General features: G+C 56.8%; 11 protein-coding genes. 5 read left to right on the top strand and 6 right to left on the bottom strand.

All coding sequences use genetic code 11. The features are described from left to right. The first annotated feature begins 42 nt into the window (after positions 1-42). The 3 genes from GQR90_RS06285 to GQR90_RS06275 are packed head-to-tail and all read left to right on the top strand — an operon-like array spanning position 43 to position 6,095. The gene (locus GQR90_RS06285) at positions 43-861 is read left to right on the top strand and encodes a hypothetical protein (RefSeq protein WP_158773362.1); all 819 of its coding nucleotides are present in this window, start codon (positions 43-45) and stop codon (positions 859-861) included. 33 nt (positions 862-894) lie between these two features. Continuing rightward, positions 895-3,486 (top strand): hypothetical protein, encoded by a 2,592-nt coding sequence (locus tag GQR90_RS06280; RefSeq protein ID WP_158773361.1) that lies wholly within the window; start codon positions 895-897, stop codon positions 3,484-3,486. Then, on the top strand, positions 3,483-6,095 hold the full coding sequence (locus tag GQR90_RS06275) for a site-specific integrase (RefSeq protein ID WP_158773360.1): 2,613 nt from the start codon (positions 3,483-3,485) through the stop codon (positions 6,093-6,095). The genes GQR90_RS06280 and GQR90_RS06275 overlap by 4 nt, the downstream gene beginning before the upstream one ends. A gap of 429 nt (positions 6,096-6,524) precedes the next feature. On the opposite strand, the gene GQR90_RS06270 is transcribed toward GQR90_RS06275, so the two are convergent. From GQR90_RS06270 to GQR90_RS06255, 4 genes are all read right to left on the bottom strand, one after another. Further along, a complete protein-coding gene (locus GQR90_RS06270) occupies positions 6,525-7,292 on the bottom strand; it encodes a nuclease-related domain-containing protein (protein WP_233266453.1) in 768 nt (255 codons plus the stop codon). A gap of 295 nt (positions 7,293-7,587) precedes the next feature. Beyond that, positions 7,588-7,929: a DUF427 domain-containing protein gene (locus GQR90_RS06265; protein ID WP_158773359.1), complete on the bottom strand. Its 342-nt coding sequence runs from the start codon at positions 7,927-7,929 to the stop codon at positions 7,588-7,590. A 64-nt stretch (positions 7,930-7,993) separates the two neighbouring features. Continuing rightward, on the bottom strand, positions 7,994-9,301 hold the full coding sequence (egtB, locus tag GQR90_RS06260; RefSeq protein ID WP_158773358.1) for an ergothioneine biosynthesis protein EgtB: 1,308 nt from the start codon (positions 9,299-9,301) through the stop codon (positions 7,994-7,996). 70 nt (positions 9,302-9,371) lie between these two features. After that, the gene (locus tag GQR90_RS06255) at positions 9,372-10,367 is read right to left on the bottom strand and encodes an ion transporter (RefSeq protein ID WP_144727860.1); all 996 of its coding nucleotides are present in this window, start codon (positions 10,365-10,367) and stop codon (positions 9,372-9,374) included. A 227-nt stretch (positions 10,368-10,594) separates the two neighbouring features. Here GQR90_RS06255 and GQR90_RS06250 point away from each other — a divergent pair, with 227 nt between their 5' ends. Beyond that, the gene (locus tag GQR90_RS06250; RefSeq protein ID WP_158773357.1) at positions 10,595-11,068 is read left to right on the top strand and encodes an META domain-containing protein; all 474 of its coding nucleotides are present in this window, start codon (positions 10,595-10,597) and stop codon (positions 11,066-11,068) included. 187 nt (positions 11,069-11,255) lie between these two features. On the opposite strand, the gene GQR90_RS06245 is transcribed toward GQR90_RS06250, so the two are convergent. Together GQR90_RS06245 and GQR90_RS06240 are read right to left on the bottom strand one after the other, a co-directional pair. Then, on the bottom strand, positions 11,256-12,032 hold the full coding sequence (locus GQR90_RS06245; RefSeq protein WP_158773356.1) for an SDR family NAD(P)-dependent oxidoreductase: 777 nt from the start codon (positions 12,030-12,032) through the stop codon (positions 11,256-11,258). Between the two features lie 84 nt (positions 12,033-12,116). Then, a complete protein-coding gene (locus GQR90_RS06240; protein WP_158773355.1) occupies positions 12,117-13,913 on the bottom strand; it encodes an NAD(P)/FAD-dependent oxidoreductase in 1,797 nt (598 codons plus the stop codon). Positions 13,914-14,355: 442 nt separating this feature from the next. Between GQR90_RS06240 and GQR90_RS06235 the strand changes: the two genes are divergently transcribed. After that, a complete protein-coding gene (locus tag GQR90_RS06235) occupies positions 14,356-16,395 on the top strand; it encodes a sigma-54-dependent Fis family transcriptional regulator (protein ID WP_233266452.1) in 2,040 nt (679 codons plus the stop codon). Positions 16,396-16,825 lie beyond the last annotated feature (430 nt).

The following is a 16,825-nucleotide window of genomic DNA, read 5'->3' as shown; positions in this document are numbered from 1 at the left end:
ATACGTCTCGGTACCCCTTTGCCTATCTCAGGAGTCGCTAACATGACAGTACCTAGCTATACGCCATCTCTCTTGAAAATCAGCGCAGACAAGACACTGATCATTAACCAGCGAATGCTCGAGGTAGACACAGACGAGCTCATGGGTGAGGAGCATGCTTTTCGACCAACGGTCGCGACAGAAAGCCTGCCACTGGTACCTGTCCGCTTCCGGAGCAACGTACAATCTACTCACCCTTCTGAGGAGTTCGTGAATTTTGACGTCATAAAGGCCATTATTTCAACACAAAAAGTTCCCGCTTCACAAAGTGTATTTTGCATCGAGATTGATATAGGCAAGCTCAACGAAGATGAAATCCAGGTGTTGAGATTCTATTTCCGGATGCTACAGCCTCTGCTTGAGCTTGGATGGGAATGGATAAATATATACAACCTTTATACCGCAAGCGATTTCAAAGTGAACGAAAAAAAACTATGGAACAGTATACTGGGAAACTTCAATAGGGATGAAAAATTACAATACGCATGGAGCAATGTAGCCACTCAACAGAACTTGCCAATGACATACAAACAAATTTCATCAATGTTCAAGCATCGTTATTCGATTGACTCGATCAGGAAGTTTATGAACGAAACAAAAAATAACACAAACACTAGCCAAAGTGGTGCATCTAAAAACAAAAATGCGGCACACTGGGCTACTGTCACTAAAACAAAGAAGAATAACACCAATAGTAAAAGGAAAGATGATAGGAAGCAGGAATCAGATACCACCAAGCAAATCAACATAAAAGAAAAAAGCAAGCACTCAAACAACAAGGGGGAAACCGACTCAGATTCGCAAATGGAATTAGCGATATGAATTTCGATTGACTGATAAACAGGAGGCTTTCACATGAGTGAACACCAACTACCTGACCAAGTATTGGCTGATTACGATCTCAATGCAATCGGCTCCCGCTGGCCCCTTGTACCAGACTGGCTCAAGGGGAGTCTCCCTCCCTTGATTGCCTCAGAATATCGCCTCAGTGCTCGCCTCTTTGCCACCGATTACTCGGCGCCAGACCTTGTGTCCCAAGTAGAGGAGTTCCTAGTAAGCCAATTTTTTATGGAAGATGAGACACATCGAAATTATAGAATGTCTCACTGCCTTCATTATACGGTTAATTACCGATTTACATCGCTCACTGATCCTCGCGTAAGCAGTATCCGCAAGCTGCTTAGACTGATTTTTTGTCAGCCTTATCATACTGTAATACGTGGCTCTGCCATCAAATATTATACCCAGATACTTGAGCTTAGAAAGACGATTAAGCGGCTACTTGACTGGGGAGATCTGGACGATATTCAAAACAATATCCCCAAGCCCATCTCACCCAGCCTGGAGGAGCAGTTAGTCCCTCCTCCTGAGCATTTTTCCGATGCTGATCTGAAACTACTTGAACAGTTTCTTCATGCTTATGACAGAGCAACGGATCGTCTACCGCAGGATCCCAAGCACCTGCGCTACAAGAAGACGACACGTGCTTTGCTTGACGATATTTATCAGTCAAGTCAGACCTTTCGTGGTGCAGGCAGAAAGCAACCGAGAGCACGTAACGAGAATCATAGAAAACGCCGACATGTCGAGATCATTTTACGAGATTCTCCCCTTTGGATCAGCGATGATTCTCGAGAAAACCTCGCTGAAGCTTCCGATAATTTTGAAATTGAGAAGGTAATCGAAGCGCTCGAAGATATCGCGTTTGAAGATGATGAAGAGCACCTTCAAGACAAGAATGATAGGAGTGAATCATCAGCCGACGACCACAATACCAGCAGTAGCTCCACCGATGCGGCAATCAAAGGAATATTCCATAACACACTGTTATCCCAAGGTGATCAGGCGCTTCACCTCGAACGCATTCAGCTCCTGCAACAGACCCGAAGCCTCAAGACGTCTGCAGACATCGGCGTGCGGCCCAAGGAAGAGATCCTCGCAGCTTTGCGTACCTTTCCCTCGCGACAAGATCAGGCGTCTATCGTAGTACCTGTCAGCGTCATTCAAGAGCGTCAGGGCCTGGCATTTCTCAACATCCTACTTTGCACCGGAATAGCGCCTGAGCGCTTGCTCCAGACAACCGTGATTGCCCGATCCCCTGCGCTATCACCCACCATCACCAATGCATGGACGACCTGCCAAACGCTGAACCAAATTCCTGGCTGGTCACCGGAGGAAGGGCTACTCCACTACGCTGTCAACAAGGCGCCTACCGAAACCACTATCACGTTGCCATTGTCCGACACACTCAACCAATCACTCATGGCGGGGAAGGTATGGCCCATCGGGTCTCAGCCTTTCAAAGCACTGAAATCACTGATCGAGAAAAAACTCAAGCGCTGGGGGAAGAATCGCCCAGGTAGCGCCCTGACGCTTAGACGCCTGTCTGCCAGCCACCACCATTGGGTGGTTCCAGCCTGCGAAGATGAAGTGATCGCAACATGGTTACGAGGTGAGCTCCCCCTCTCGCTCGCTGCCCCGGCAACGTATCGACAGATTCCTCTGCACAACATTCAGACGGCTTTTCTCTCGGCTCAATCTGCGCTTGGGCTATTTCCTCTTCCACAAGAGAGCTCATTCACGTCTCGAGGAGATCATCTCGTAGGTTCCTCAAAAGCCGAGGAGCCGAGCTATTTCAAACGCCCGCTTCGCCTACTGGCCCAATGGGCCAAAAACCACTCCGCGCTGGTCGAGTCATTGATTACCTTGAAAGGGAGTCATAACAGCGACTTGCGTGCAGTCGGCGATGTCATTGCCCGACAAGGTCAGGCCTTGGGAGCGCTGATCTTGCTTGCTTGGCAGGTATGTACCTTGGCTCGTCCTCTCGGTCCCGCGACCCAGTGTGAGCAGCTGGAAAATACGCTCTGGCTACGTGACAAGGATTCGGCTCGAGCGCAGGAAAGCCGCCAGATTCCACTTGTCCCGGCACTTGGCGCATTGCTTGAGCTTCAACATGAATGGCGGATGGCATGGAAGCAGTGGTGGGAGCGTCGAAGTGGAAAAGCAGATTTCCTTGGGCATGCGCGAGTCGCCTATCCAGTGCATTGGAAGTTCAATGCCTTCACGCAGACATTGGAGCAACAGCGCATGTATCATGCTGACTGGCGACAGTGGCTCAAGGAACTCCCGACACTCACGTCATCGCCTTTGGCGGGTGAATTGAGTCAATGGAGCCGCAAGCCCTCCAATGTTACGCGTCACAGCATGATCACCGCGCTGCAGTCGCGACTTCCCCAGGCTACGGTTCACGCGCTCGCTGGGCACATCACCCTGGGACATTCGCTCCAATCCCCGTCAAGCGATCGGAGCCTGATTCAATCGGATACACGAAGTGCACTCACCGAGATTGCCCGGCTATGCGGATTGACACCTGGATTGCTTAACAGAGACGACCTCCCATGGCCTATTGAGCACACTGCGCAAGCTCTTTCAGGAGGTGGACAATGAGCGCCATCACCACCATTGACCTTCGAAAGAATGCCGATGTACCGTCGCGTGCCACCCCCCAGAACCTCGTGTCTTCCAAGCTTCCTCCGATCGAACTATCGAAAAGACTGGGTAAGATATTCCGTCGCTGGGGGAATACAGACCATCGTCTTTACTCGTCCTCTGAAGAACACTGGCATTTCCGCAAGGATGTCGCGCGCTACGCTTGGCGACGACATGAGAAAAAGGTAGCCAGGGAACAGGCCAGACAGCAAAGTGCGTCCTCGACCATGCCCTCTCGCGCTCGACACAATGCCACTCGCTTGAAGCAGCGAGATGTACAAGCCTTGATTCGCAATGCCATCCAGATAGCCAAGCAGGCAGAACTCGGCTTCAGTTCCCGAAAGGTCAGCAAGGAAGTTGCGCTAGTACTCACTCATCTCAACCGGGAGCCTGAATTCGAGGCCACGATTCCGACCAGTATCAAGCGCCCGATCAGACCCTCATCAGCGGCTACCTCGTCACGAGATATCAAGGTTCAGCAACGGGTGCTGGATCCGGTACGCGCCCTGCAGAGCATTCCCGCCAACCAATGCACGCCAGAGCAGTCTCTTCTCTTCCTGGCCCTGAGCATGGGCACCCTGCTGGGAATGGAGGAAGAAGTGATTCGCCATACCCTGCTGAACTTGAGCTCAGAACACCTGCCACGCCTGAACACCAAACGCGGACCCCACCATTGGTTCATTGGCTGTCTGCCAGGGCTACCTCGAGCACATCCGGCGCATTACCGGCTAAAAATCCCGAATCATCTCAGAAGGCTACTCAGGGCTTGCCGCCAGTCCCCTGTCGCATCACCAGCCCTCTCCTCCCAGCGAGCAGATCAATGGTGGTTCTCACCGGATAATACGCTGGACCTGAACAGTCCATTGGAAGCGCGAGCCGCTCATCTGGATCAGCTCCTGGTCACTGGTCTGGAACAGCTAAAAGATGGCCAGGCACCCCACGGGACACGCTCCCCCGTTTCGCCAAAGCGTGTCCGATTCTTGCTTCGTCATGCCTTCCGGTGCACGACATTGTTGGGACCCGCGCCAGTCTGGTCACAACTGCTTCGGCGCTATCCTCTGCCAGTGTGCAGCTGGCGCTCCCCTTGGCAGCATGATGAAAGCCTCTTTCTCCCGAAAAAAACTCTCCCTACCTCCGGTACGTCAAGCGCTCCTGGCGCAATGGATGTCTCTGAGACGGAAAACATCGAGACCGACCTCCACACCCCCGAGCTGCTTATGGGAGCAAGCGCCGGAAGCAGTGAACAACCAGCTTCAACCTCCTCTCGATACCGGCAGGATCAACTAGTAACAGACTGGTATGTGAAGGCAGGAAACCAGCTATATGCGTATATCACCGAGCTGGAGCATGAAGGTCTGATAAACCCCAAAGGGGGATCCGCGACCCAGCGGCATGACGCCATTACATCCCGCTACGCTGAGATATTGATACGCATGCTTGGCGAAGAGAGCTACCCACTCTGGATATTGCTATGGCTGTCTTATCAGTCGAGCACTCAAGGCAACAAAGCCAGCACGCTCAGGACTTATCTAAGCCGACTGACGTCTGCCCATATGATGATGTTGCCCGATATCCCATGGTTGACACTCTGGGATGAAGAACTGATGGAAGCGATCGGTGAGCAGCTACCGACTCGGAAAGGCTGGGACACTTCGACGTCCCACAACTTCTTCCAGACGTTCAATCAGTTCATCAGCTTTTGCCAAGGCAACGATCGGTTATCGCATATCACCCCACCACAAGGTGAGGGAGGTCGTTTCATCAGTACTCTGCGCACACATCTGATCATGCCACATGAGGCAGAACATCTGACCCGGGCGCTCTCCCGAGGGCGGAGTGGATTGCGGCGCAGCTGGCTGATCGCCTTCCTCCTTGGCTACTACGGGGGCCTGCGGGCAGGAGAAGTGATGGCATTGACACTGCATGACATCATCATCAATCAGCCGGGGGAAGACGGGCCTAGCTACTGTTATGTGGAGATTCATGCCGGGAAAACGGCAAATGCTCGCCGCAGCGTTCCACTTCACCTTCTGATATCACCAGAGTTGATGAAGCTAGTGCGAGAATGGATTGATATGCGCCGTGAGTCCTTTGCTGACCAGCATCGTTTACAGAATATTGCCTTGCTGGGCCCAGAGAGCTCTCCGTTGGGCTATTCAAGGATGAGCTTGCTGACCCCGCTGATGGCATGGGTCCGGCACTCTCTCCGAGGGGCCCTCACGCCCGGCCTCAACCTGGAGGACATTCACTTTGACTTTCACCTTCTGAGGCACAATGCGGTCTCGTGGCTCGTACTGCGACTCTACAGCGACGACTACCCTCAGCTCTTGGATCGTCTTTCCTCCGCCTGTCGAGGACATTGGTGCTTCACTCCAAAATCACTGGCCAACTGTCGCCGAGCGGTCTACGACGTACTGGAAAAGGATGCCAAGGCACGAGGTCATCGTCTCGAATTGCTAGCCAAGCTGATCGGTCACCGTAGCTCCCAGACATTGACCCATCACTACACGCATCTGCTTGGTGAAATACATGGCGAAGTACTGCATGAGCTGATGAAGCGACGCTAAAGACGAAGGCCGCATACTAGCTATCGCCTATCGATACCGAAGCGCAGGTGGTCGGCGGGCTGGAGATGGCACAACGACTATGCACCACCCTCAATTAATAGGGGTGTTGCACTTAGTGTCTGCATCCGTCCAATTTCGCGCTTGGCGGTCGGGATGAACCAGGAGCGAGTGTAGGCCGCCTGGGCCAGTACGAACGGATGGAGCACTTGCAGCTCTTTTGTGGCGCGGTCTTCCATGACACTTTGACAGACTGATCGCCCCAAATTGTCCTGAAAGAGAAAAATCAAAGCGCTCACAGCCCGCATACTAACCATTTTCCCTATAGGGAAAAATTATGGTTAGCTCCGCTATATCTGGCTAATTATCCCTATAGGGATAACTTTCTGGGTTCATAGAATAATTGCAGCACTTGTTCCCTAAATCCAGGCATCACAGTGCCTGAGTGACACGGCACTCAGGATAGGCCGAACAGCCCCAGAACTGCTGACCTTCACGCGCTCCGGCCCTGGCAGTGCGCAGCACCATCCGGCTGCCACATTTCGGGCATTCACATCTCGCCTGGGAATCATTGCGCTGCTTGAGATGTTGCACGTGGGCACGCTGCGTCGCCCGAGTCGGTGCCAGACGCCCCATCCGTAGCGCCTCATGCATGGCCTCGACCTGTGCCTCGCTGAAGACGGGGGTCTGAAATGTCCGTATGAAGGAAACGAAGCCAGTGCCATGCGTCACGTTGGGCGGCATCTCGGTTTTCAGGACCGCACTGCCGACGAAGACGATCACCGAATGCAGGTGCTCGGGAGTCACGCCGAGCGTCGCCTCCAGCGCCTTGAGATGCTTGTAGTTCTGACGTAGCGGGTTCTGGAAGCTGAACGACTGACGAGGAAACTGCTGGGTCCAGTTCGCCTCATGCTCACTGCCGGAGATCCAGCCCTTCATGTTCTTGGTTTCCAGCACGAAGCAGCCGAAACGCGACAGCAGAACGTGGTCGATCTGAGTGGTTCCGCCCGGCGTCTTGAGCGTGACATTGTGCAGCGTTCGAAAGCCTTGCTTGCCAAGGCGACGTGCCATCCAACGTACCCGCCACTCACCGATACGCCCTTTCATGCGGGGAGACTTGAGGTAGCGACTGACGAAGGACCCGAGGGCGAGGCATAGCAGTACACTCATCACTGGCGCGATGTTCGAAGGGACAACCACTGTCTTGACTCCTGGTACAGCCTGTACGGAAAGGAATCAAGCAGGGTGATTCGTCCAACCGAGAGTACTGGGTCGTGATGAAAGAGAGATAAGCCTGCGGCGCGCTTGCGCCAAGCCAATGCTGTTGCACACTGACCGCGCCCAATGGCTGGGCGCGGTGCAGCAAGCGCAGGATTCTAACCACCAATGTAACGACAAGCCACTGTTTACTATCGACTTATCCATGAAATCAGCACAACGGACAGTTGGTGGCCCACGAAAGAGGGTCAGATTGGTAGCGACTCGTTCGCCTGAATTATCCTTCCTCCAGCGTGACCTTTTCGGCATCAAACGCCAGTCGCCCGGCGATCGCCTGCATCTCCTCGATGGGATGATCGTAACTCCAGGCGATATCCGGCAGATCAGGTAGCGAGTAATAGGTGCTGTCACCCTTGAACGGACAATGGGTGACAGTGCTGGAGACCGAGAGCTTTGCCATCACGACATCGGCGCGCGGCAGGTAAAGCCTCGGCGGATAGCCTTTCTCACGCAATTCCAGCGCATTGCAGGTATCGGCTATCACCGTCTCGCCAACCAGAATTCGCACACGTGAGGATAGCGAGTGCAGGGTAATACGGGGTTCGGGATGGTCGGCCATGAACACTCCTTTGTGGGTTGGCAGAGACAGCGTCTAACGTCAGGGCATCAAGGACCCCGGTCAGTTACGCATCAGTGTCCCTGGCGAGGCGGAAGCCGGAAAACGCCCAGCGAGCCTGAGGCGGGAAGAAGTTGCGATAGGTCGCGCGAATGTGGTCGGCGGGCGTGGCACAGCAGCCTCCGCGGAGCACCATCTGGCCGGACATGAACTTGCCGTTATACTCGCCGAGGCTGCCAGGCAGCTTGCGAAAGCCCGGATACGGGCGATAGGCACTGCCCGTCCACTCCCAGACATCGCCGAACATTTGACTCGGCATGCCTTCGGCTCTCTCGGCCGCGACTGGCTGCAGATGATCCTGATCAACGAAGTTGCCCGTGAGGGGGGTATCCTGAGCCACCACCTCCCACTCAGCCTCGGTGGGCAGACGCGCGCCCGCCCACTGTGCGTAGGCATCGGCCTCGTAGAAGCTGACGTGACAGACCGGTGCATTCATGTCTACCAGCACCAAGCCCCCCAGGGTGTAGTGATGCCAGACGCCATCGCGTTCGACCCAGTAAAGCGGTGCCTGCCAACCTTCGGCCTTGACCGTGGCCCAGCCATCCGCCAACCAGTGCTCGGGGGTGGTGTACCCGCCCGCCTGCATGAACGCGAGAAACTCACCGTTGGTCACCGGACGGTCAGCGATCTCGAATACCTCGACGAACTGGCGATGACGCCCCATCTCATTGTCGTAGGCAAAGCCACCCGCAGAGGCGTCATGGCCAATGTGCTGAATGCCGGCAGGATAGGCAAGCCATCCGAGTGCCTTCACTTCTGGTGCGTGGGCCGTCGCCAGATCGTCCCGATAGGCCGGACACAGCGGGTTCTGCGCCAGGATATGCTTGATATCCATCAACAGCAGTTCCTGATGCTGCTGTTCATGCGGCAGCCCCAGCTCGAGGCGGCGAAGAATCTCGGGCAGATGTTCCTGAGGGGGATCAGTGAGCAGTGCCTGCATGGCCAGGTCGACGTGTGCGCGATAGCGATAGACATCATCGACAGTGGGCCGCGAGAGCGTGCCACGCTCAGCTCGCGGAAACGGTACGCCATGGGTCTCGTAGTAGGAATTGAACAGATGATCGTAGGCGGGATCAAGGATCTGATAAGCGGCGTAAAACGGCTTCAGGATGAAAGCCTCAAAGAACCAGGTGACATGGGCAATGTGCCATTTCGGCGGGCTGACATCCGCCATGCTCTGCACCATGTAGTCTTCCTTGTGCAGTGGCGCACAAATGGCTTCAGTGGCAGCACGCACCCGCTGGTACGCACGTAACCACTCCTTCGCGTGCAGGCTATCGGGTCTGTCGATAACGGCATCATGAGCGGATGACATGAATGATTCTCTCCTGAAACTGACTTGGTGGAACATGATCGAGCAGGCGCGGCCTGCCCCTTGCATCCTATCACTGGTACTTCTGCTGCCAGCCCTTCACCGCGATCCGCTCCTTGAGCAGTTCCAGCATATCGACCAGTACCTGCTCAGTGATCTGTTCGGTTTGAGGGTCTGTGCGCAACCAGGCATCGAAACCGCTCTCGGCCAGATGCTCCACTAGGGAGGCAAATTCCTTGGAACGTAGGCCAGACAAGGCTTCATCGACAAGATGACAGGCCAGATCCGACAGCGAGCCTTCAAGCCCTTTTGTGAGCTGACTGCCCATGGGCAAGCGTGACACCCGCTTGAGCTCGGGACTTTCTGCCAGGGTACGACTGACCAACCCCCGTACATAACGCAGGGTATCGTCACGGTTCTGCGTATAGATATCCCCCGCCATGGATTCGAGTCGCTGGCTGACCTCGCGGATCAAGGCCTGCTTGCGTGGCTCCACCACGCGCTCGATCACGGAGGATGAGAGATCGTCGCCAGCCGTCAGCTCCTGCTGCACATTGTCGAGCATGCGAATGGCGATGCGATCCGTCAGCTCCTCCATCAGGATATCAGCGTACTTGGCGGCCACACGATAGAGGTACCAATGGCGCACGTCGATCAACTCCATGCGCTGCAGGCGGTGCAACAACGAGACGACACGCAGCACACGCAACAGACGGAAACCGCTGAGCGGAATGCAGCCCAGTACGTCATACCAGTGCACGAAGGGATAGAAGAACCAGCGGTGATAGCGACGCTCGGCGATGGCCACCGCCCATCCCAGCAACACATCCAGCAGGAAGACCGCGACGAACGCCAGATCAATGCTCAGGAAATTGGCGTGGATGTTTTGCTCATAAGCCCCATGCAAACCGGGGGCAACGGCCTCGAAAGCAGCGCCCAGGGGGGGAATCAAAAAGAGGCTATCGAACAGCAACAGTGTCAGATTGACGATCACCAGCACGATAATGAACAGGTCCCACAACAGATGTGCCCGCTCTCTGGCGGACGAGGTTGTGCGGGTGGCAGGCATGACAACTCCTTGGAGGTTCTTTCAGAATGCACGTGAGGCCTCTTCCCGCCTTCAGACTACAACGCTGGCATTGGGTTGGCATCATCATCGAGCCTCAGCGCTTCCTTTTTCAGCAATATCATCACGGCGCGAAGCCTTATGAGGTACTGAATCATCGTGCTATCCATGGCAATGCCGAACCAGCAATCAGGTCAAGTCCGATCACTTGAGAAGAGGGAGATATCGTGATGAAACAGGTGCAGATTCCAGTGCTGGTGACGATGATGTGCGCGGCGCTCACCCTGGGCGGCTGCGCAGGTGCTCAGTCCTCTGCCAACCCTCAAGGCGTCGACGAGCCGCTGGAGAACACCTATTGGAAACTGGTGACACTCGATGACCAGCCGACACCCGTGGTGGAGGGCCAGCGTGAAGCCCATATCGTCTTGCATAGCCCTGACTCTTCGACACAGCACTCGCGAGTGGCCGGTACCACCGGCTGCAATCGCCTGATGGGCGAGTATCACCATGATGAGCACGAACTCAGCTTCAATCGACTGGCCACTACACGCATGGCATGCCCCGGTGAAGTAGCGACGCTCGAGCGCGTTTTCCTCACGACACTCAGCGACGTCTCGGGTTGGCAGATAGCAGGCAAGACACTGACGCTGACCGATGACCAAGGTGTGTCGCGTGCTCACCTGGAGGCCGTTCATCTTTACTGATCCCTATCGCTGGCCTCTCAGTGCAGAGTGAAGTTGGGCTGAATACTCTGCGCAACAGACACCGCAACGCCGCCTCCCGTTACCGGGGGCGGCGTTGTCTGTATTGCGTCGTGTGGCCCGGGCTTACAGCCTTTCCCCCGTGTATCGGACTATGAGAATCAGTGGTGGCTATGAGCGTAACGCTGGCTCATAGCGTAAAGCCACCATCCACGGCGATGGCCTGCCCTGTCACATGTTCGGCCTGTGCGAGATAGACCGCCAGTCGGCCCATATCCTCGGGGGTCTGGGCGACGCCTTGGGGCAGCAGGCTTTTCTGGAGACGCTCCCATGCGGCCTCCTCGCTTTCGCCTTTTTCGCTCCAGCGTGCAGAAAGTCCGCCATCACCTCGCCACATGCCGGTGCCGACGATGCCTGGACAAATGGCGTTCACGGTTATGCCTTCCACTGCCACTTCCTTGGCGACCGCGTTGGTGAAGCCAATGACCGCGAACTTCGAAGCGCAATAGTGCGACAGATCAGGGAAGCCGACCTTGCCGGCCATCGAGGCCACGTTGATGATCCGCCCAAAGCGGCGTGAGCGCATCACGGCGACCTCTGCCTGAGTGCACAGAAAGGTGCCTCGGGCGTTGACGTTCATGACGCGGTCCCATTCCTCCACTGTCAGTGCATCGATGGAGTGGATGCCGATGATGCCGGCATTGTTGACGGCGATATCGAGTGGGCCAAGCCCGTCTTCGGCCTCCTCGATCAAGCGCCGCACGGAGGCCGCATCCGAGACATCGACCTGTAGCGCCAGGCATCGTCTACCCAGTGCCTCCACTTCCGCCGCTGTCTCACGGGCAATGGCGAGATCCAGATCCGCCACCACCACATCCGCGCCCGCCTTGGCCAATGCCAGCGCGATCCCTTGACCGATACCGCGGCCACCCCCTGTCACCAAGGCAATCTTGTCGTTCAGCTGCATGAGTCGTCTCCTGAATCTCTCACTGAATTCTGCAAATGCTGCGCTGCTGTCATGGCACTGGCACACTGCCCAGCGCCACTGACCTCAGCTCAGATGGTGGACTTCCTGAAGACCGTAGACCGGCGTCGGGATACCCTCGAGCCGCGCCTTCAGCTGCAGCGCCAGATACTGGGAATAGTGGCGGGACTGGTGCAGGTTGCCGCCGTGGAACCACAGTGCCTGCTGCTGGGTCGGCTTCCACATGTTGCGCAGCTCCCCCTCCCAAGGGCCGGGGTCCTTGAGCGTATCGGAGCCCATGCCCCAGCATTTGCCGACCTTGTCGGCCACATCCTGCGAGATGATTCGTGCCGCCCAGCCATTCATCGAGCCGTAGCCGGTGGCATAGACGATCAGGTCGGCGGGCAATTCCGAGCCGTCCGTCAGAGTGACCGAGCGCGGATTGATGCACTCGATGCCGACGCCACTACGCAACTTGATATCGCCGTTGGCGACCAGATCACAGGCGCCCACATCGATGTAGTAGCCGGAGCCGCGGCGCAGATATTTCAGGAACAGGCCAGAATCGTCATCTCCGAAATCGAGCAGGAAACCTGCCGCCTCCAGCCGACGGTAGTAGTCAGCATCGCGCTTGCGGATTGCCTCGAAGATCGGACGCTGGTAGTCAGGCAGTACCTTGTAGGGAATCGAGGCAAAGATCAGATCCGCCTTGTGGTGGTCGATGCCATTTTGTACCGCCTGCTCGGAATAAAGCGGCCCCAGTGCCTCTTCCATCAGCGAGTTGGACTTCACCACATGCGTGGAGGAGCGCTGCAGCATGGTCACGTCTGCATCGTGCTCCCACAGCGCGGCGCAGATATCGTGAGCGGAATTGTTGGCGCCCACCACGACCACTTTCTTGCCACGATAGGCATCTGGCCCCGGATGCTGACTGGAGTGCTGCTGCTCGCCTTCGAAGGTTTCGGCCCCCGGGAAGCGCGGCACATTGGGCATGCCCGACATGCCTGTGGCCAGCACCAACTGCTTGGGACGCAGGGTCACCGACTCACCGTTGCGCGTGACCTCAACGATCCACTCTCCGCTCGCCTCATCAAAGTGGGCACTGTCACACTCGGTGGAGTTCCAATAATTGAGCTCCATGATCTTGGTGTACATCTCCAGCCAGTCCGCGACCTTATCCTTGGGGGCGAAGACCGGCCAGTTTGCCGGGAAGGGAATGTAAGGCATGTGGTCGTACCACACCGGATCATGCAGACACAGAGATTTGTAGCGATTACGCCAGGCATCGCCCGCACGCGAATTCTTGTCGATCACGATGGTCGGCACATCCATCTGTCTGAGCCGCGCGGCCAGCCCGATACCGCCCTGACCGCCACCGATGATCACGCAATACGGCTGGCGCTCGTACCCCAGCTCTACCTCTTCGCGCTGACGCGACTCAAGCCAGGTCTCACGCTGCTTGTTGGCTCCATGCTCGGCGCCCTTGGGGCGCTGCATGCCCAGCGGCTCGGGGAATTCCTTGAGTTCGCGTATGGCGGTCAATAGCGTCCAGCAGCGCCCTTCTTTCAGGCGCAACAAGCCCTTGCCGCGTGCATCTGCGGTCTCGAAGGTGAACCAGGCTTCGACGATGCCGCCGGCCTCACTGGCCTCGCCATCCAGTTGCCAGCGAGAAGGAGCGACATGCTCGAGGGTCGCCGCGAGCATCGACTGGATCTCGTCCTTGCCCTCCGACGTCTTGAGATTCCAGGTGAAGGCGATCAAATCGCGCCAGTAGCATTCCTCGCCAAACAACGAGAGAACCCGGGCGATATCGCGCTGAGTCAGGGAGGACTCGAAATCATCGAGCCATTGCTGAGCGATCTGAGTTGGCGTGCGTGCGGTCATGGCGTCTCTCCGCGTGTTGTTGGATGTTGTAGTCACGCCTTTCATCCAAGGCATCAAGCATGCCAGCTTCATCATGCACGACTGACAAAGCTCGTAAGCACTTGTCGTGAATGACAAAAATTCGCCACTACCGCACCGCCAACCTCCTCGCCTCGCTAGGCTCTCCACCTTCCTTGTGACAGCTGTACGCCGTACGCCTGACACGGGGCGTTACACCTGTAACGCCCCGACCAAGGATGCAGGAGAGGGTGATTGACGCTCCCGCCACACCGCATACGCTTGAAGGAGGGCACGCCGCTCTTTACTGCCACTACTGTTACGACCGCTATTGCTACGACAGCTCTCGCCAAGTCCCTGATTGCGATACCACTAATACGACAGTCACGATGACCCCAGCCATTACCAAAAGAGCCGTCCCGAGACGGCCAGCGCCGAGGTAGCCATGATCCGCCAACTCGAAACGATGCAGCCCGATAAGCGGCAGCATATCCAGACTCTGATGCAACTGGGCGAAGGCCGCGACGCCTTCCCTGACACCCAGCGCGATATCATCCAACGTTCCTGGCATCGCTGTCTGGAGGAATACCAGCTAGATCCCAGCCGCCCTCGCCCCGTACGCGTCCTCACCCAACAAGCGCTGCGCGATCATCAGGAAGCAGCGGATGAGCTGTTGCACGTGGCGCGTGCCGGTGTGGAGCGGCTCTATAGCCAGATCGCACAACATGGCTATGCATTGATTCTCACCGATCAACGCGGAATCGCGATGGATTTTCGCGGTCAGCGCGACCAGTTGAGTGAGCTGCGCCGCGCCGGCCTCTATCTTGGCTCGGACTGGAACGAGCGCTACGCTGGTACCTCGGCGGTGGGCACCTGTCTGCACGATGGTGAAGCCGTTACCTGCCATCAGCGCGAGCACTTCGATGCCACCCACATCGACCTGACTTGCACGGCGGCCCCCATCACTGATCCTCAGGGGCGCGTGATCGCCGCGCTCGACATCTCAGCGCTGAAATCACCACGCCCCCAGGAGAGCCAGACCTTTGCGCTCTCCCTCGTCACCCTGCATGCCCGCATGATCGAGGATGCCTACTTCCTGCATCGCTATCGGGATTGCCTGATCCTGCGCTTCGACACGGCACGGGAGTTCGTGCATCTTAATGGCCGCGGCCTGCTTGCCATTCAGGAAGATGGCAAGGTGATCGCCGCCAATCACGAAGGTCGACACCTGATCGATACGCATCTGGAGCGCTGGCCACCGTGGATGGTCTCCACCCTGCCTGCGGTCACGCAGCTGTTTGATGGGGAGCTCAATGAGCTGTTGAGCATTCCGAATGCCAGCCTGGATCAGATCCGCGCCTTTCGCCTGCGGGCTGATGACGCCATCGTTTTCGTGACACTGATCGAGCCACGCGGCTATCCGGTGCAGGCCCACCCCACAGTCAGTCGACAGGATGACCCGGTGCCCGAGCTGGACCAGCTCGCGGGAGACGACCCTTCCATGCACCGCCTGCTCAAACTGGCACGCCGCATGCGCCACGAGAATGTAAGCATCCTGATTCGTGGCGAAACGGGCACGGGCAAGGAAGTGTTGGCTCGAGCACTGCATGACAGCGGGCCACGTGCCAAGGCACCCTTTGTAGCGGTGAACTGCGCCGCCATCCCGGAGTCACTGATTGAAAGTGAGCTCTTCGGCTATCTGCCAGGTGCCTTCACGGGAGGAAGGCCCAAGGGCATGCGCGGCCTGATCCAACAGGCCGACGGTGGCACGCTGTTTCTGGATGAGATCGGCGACATGCCGCTAGCGCTCCAATCACGACTGCTGCGCGTACTCGCCGAACGAGAGGTGTCACCTCTGGGGGCCGAGATGCCTATCAAAGTGAATATTCGCGTCATCACTGCCACCCATCGTGATGTCATGGAGCTGATCGCCAGCGGGCAATTCCGCGAAGACCTCTACTACCGACTCAATGGCGCCGAACTCCTGCTGCCCGCACTGCGTGAGCGCGCCGATCGCCACTACCTCATTCGCAAGTTGCATGCGGAACTGCAGGCCGAGCGCGACCAGACACTCCACTTGCGCGCGGACGCCATCAGTGCGCTGCTGAGCCACCACTGGCCGGGCAACATACGACAACTGCGCAATGCGATTGCCTTCGCGATGGCCACCGCAGAGGGCGATGAAATCACCCTGCATGATCTGCCGGACGTCTGCCAAGCCAACACTGGCAGTGTCCGCTGGGCTGCCAGTCCACTTGCCACTTCCTCCAGCCCTGCCTGCCGCTCTTCCTCGAACACGGCCTCTCCAGCACTCTCGTGGGCGGAGGCTGGGACAGAGGCCAGCGAATTGCTCGAGCTGTTGCGTCACACGGACTGGAACGTCAGCCAGGTCGCCCGCCAACTCGGCGTCTCGCGGCCCACCATCTACCGCCGCATGCGACGCCACGGCCTGGTGGCGCCCAATCATCAGCCGCTCGCCTCATGAGGCAGCCTCATCTTCATGGCCGTGTATGAAGAGTGGGTAGAGTTCTCGTGATCACTGGAGCGTTATCTAGTTGAAACATAAGCAAGCCCGAGCGGAAGATTGGTCAGCTTGTGTCTGTACCTAGGCTCGCTTCAGCTGCTCAGCCGCTTATATAGCACGCTTTATCACCCAGCTTTCCCTCCACTCAATTCGCCCTATTTGGCCGTCTCCAAGATGATGCCAGTCATCACTATGAATTTAATTCATATTGATAATGAAAACATCCAGTTTGTCTCATCGCCTTGAGAAATAGACAATGCCTGTCATCAGATCGTTGATGAAGACTTCCCATGGCGCTGCACTTCACAGCCTCCACATGGAACGTGATGGCGAGCAGCGTGCCTCTCCCGGCATGGATGCGTTCTCAGAGAGAGCAACCCGCTCACGAGAC

Source organism: Cobetia sp. L2A1 (assembly GCF_009796845.1).
Lineage (GTDB): Bacteria > Pseudomonadota > Gammaproteobacteria > Pseudomonadales > Halomonadaceae > Cobetia.
This window is presented reverse-complemented; position numbering and strand designations above follow the sequence as displayed.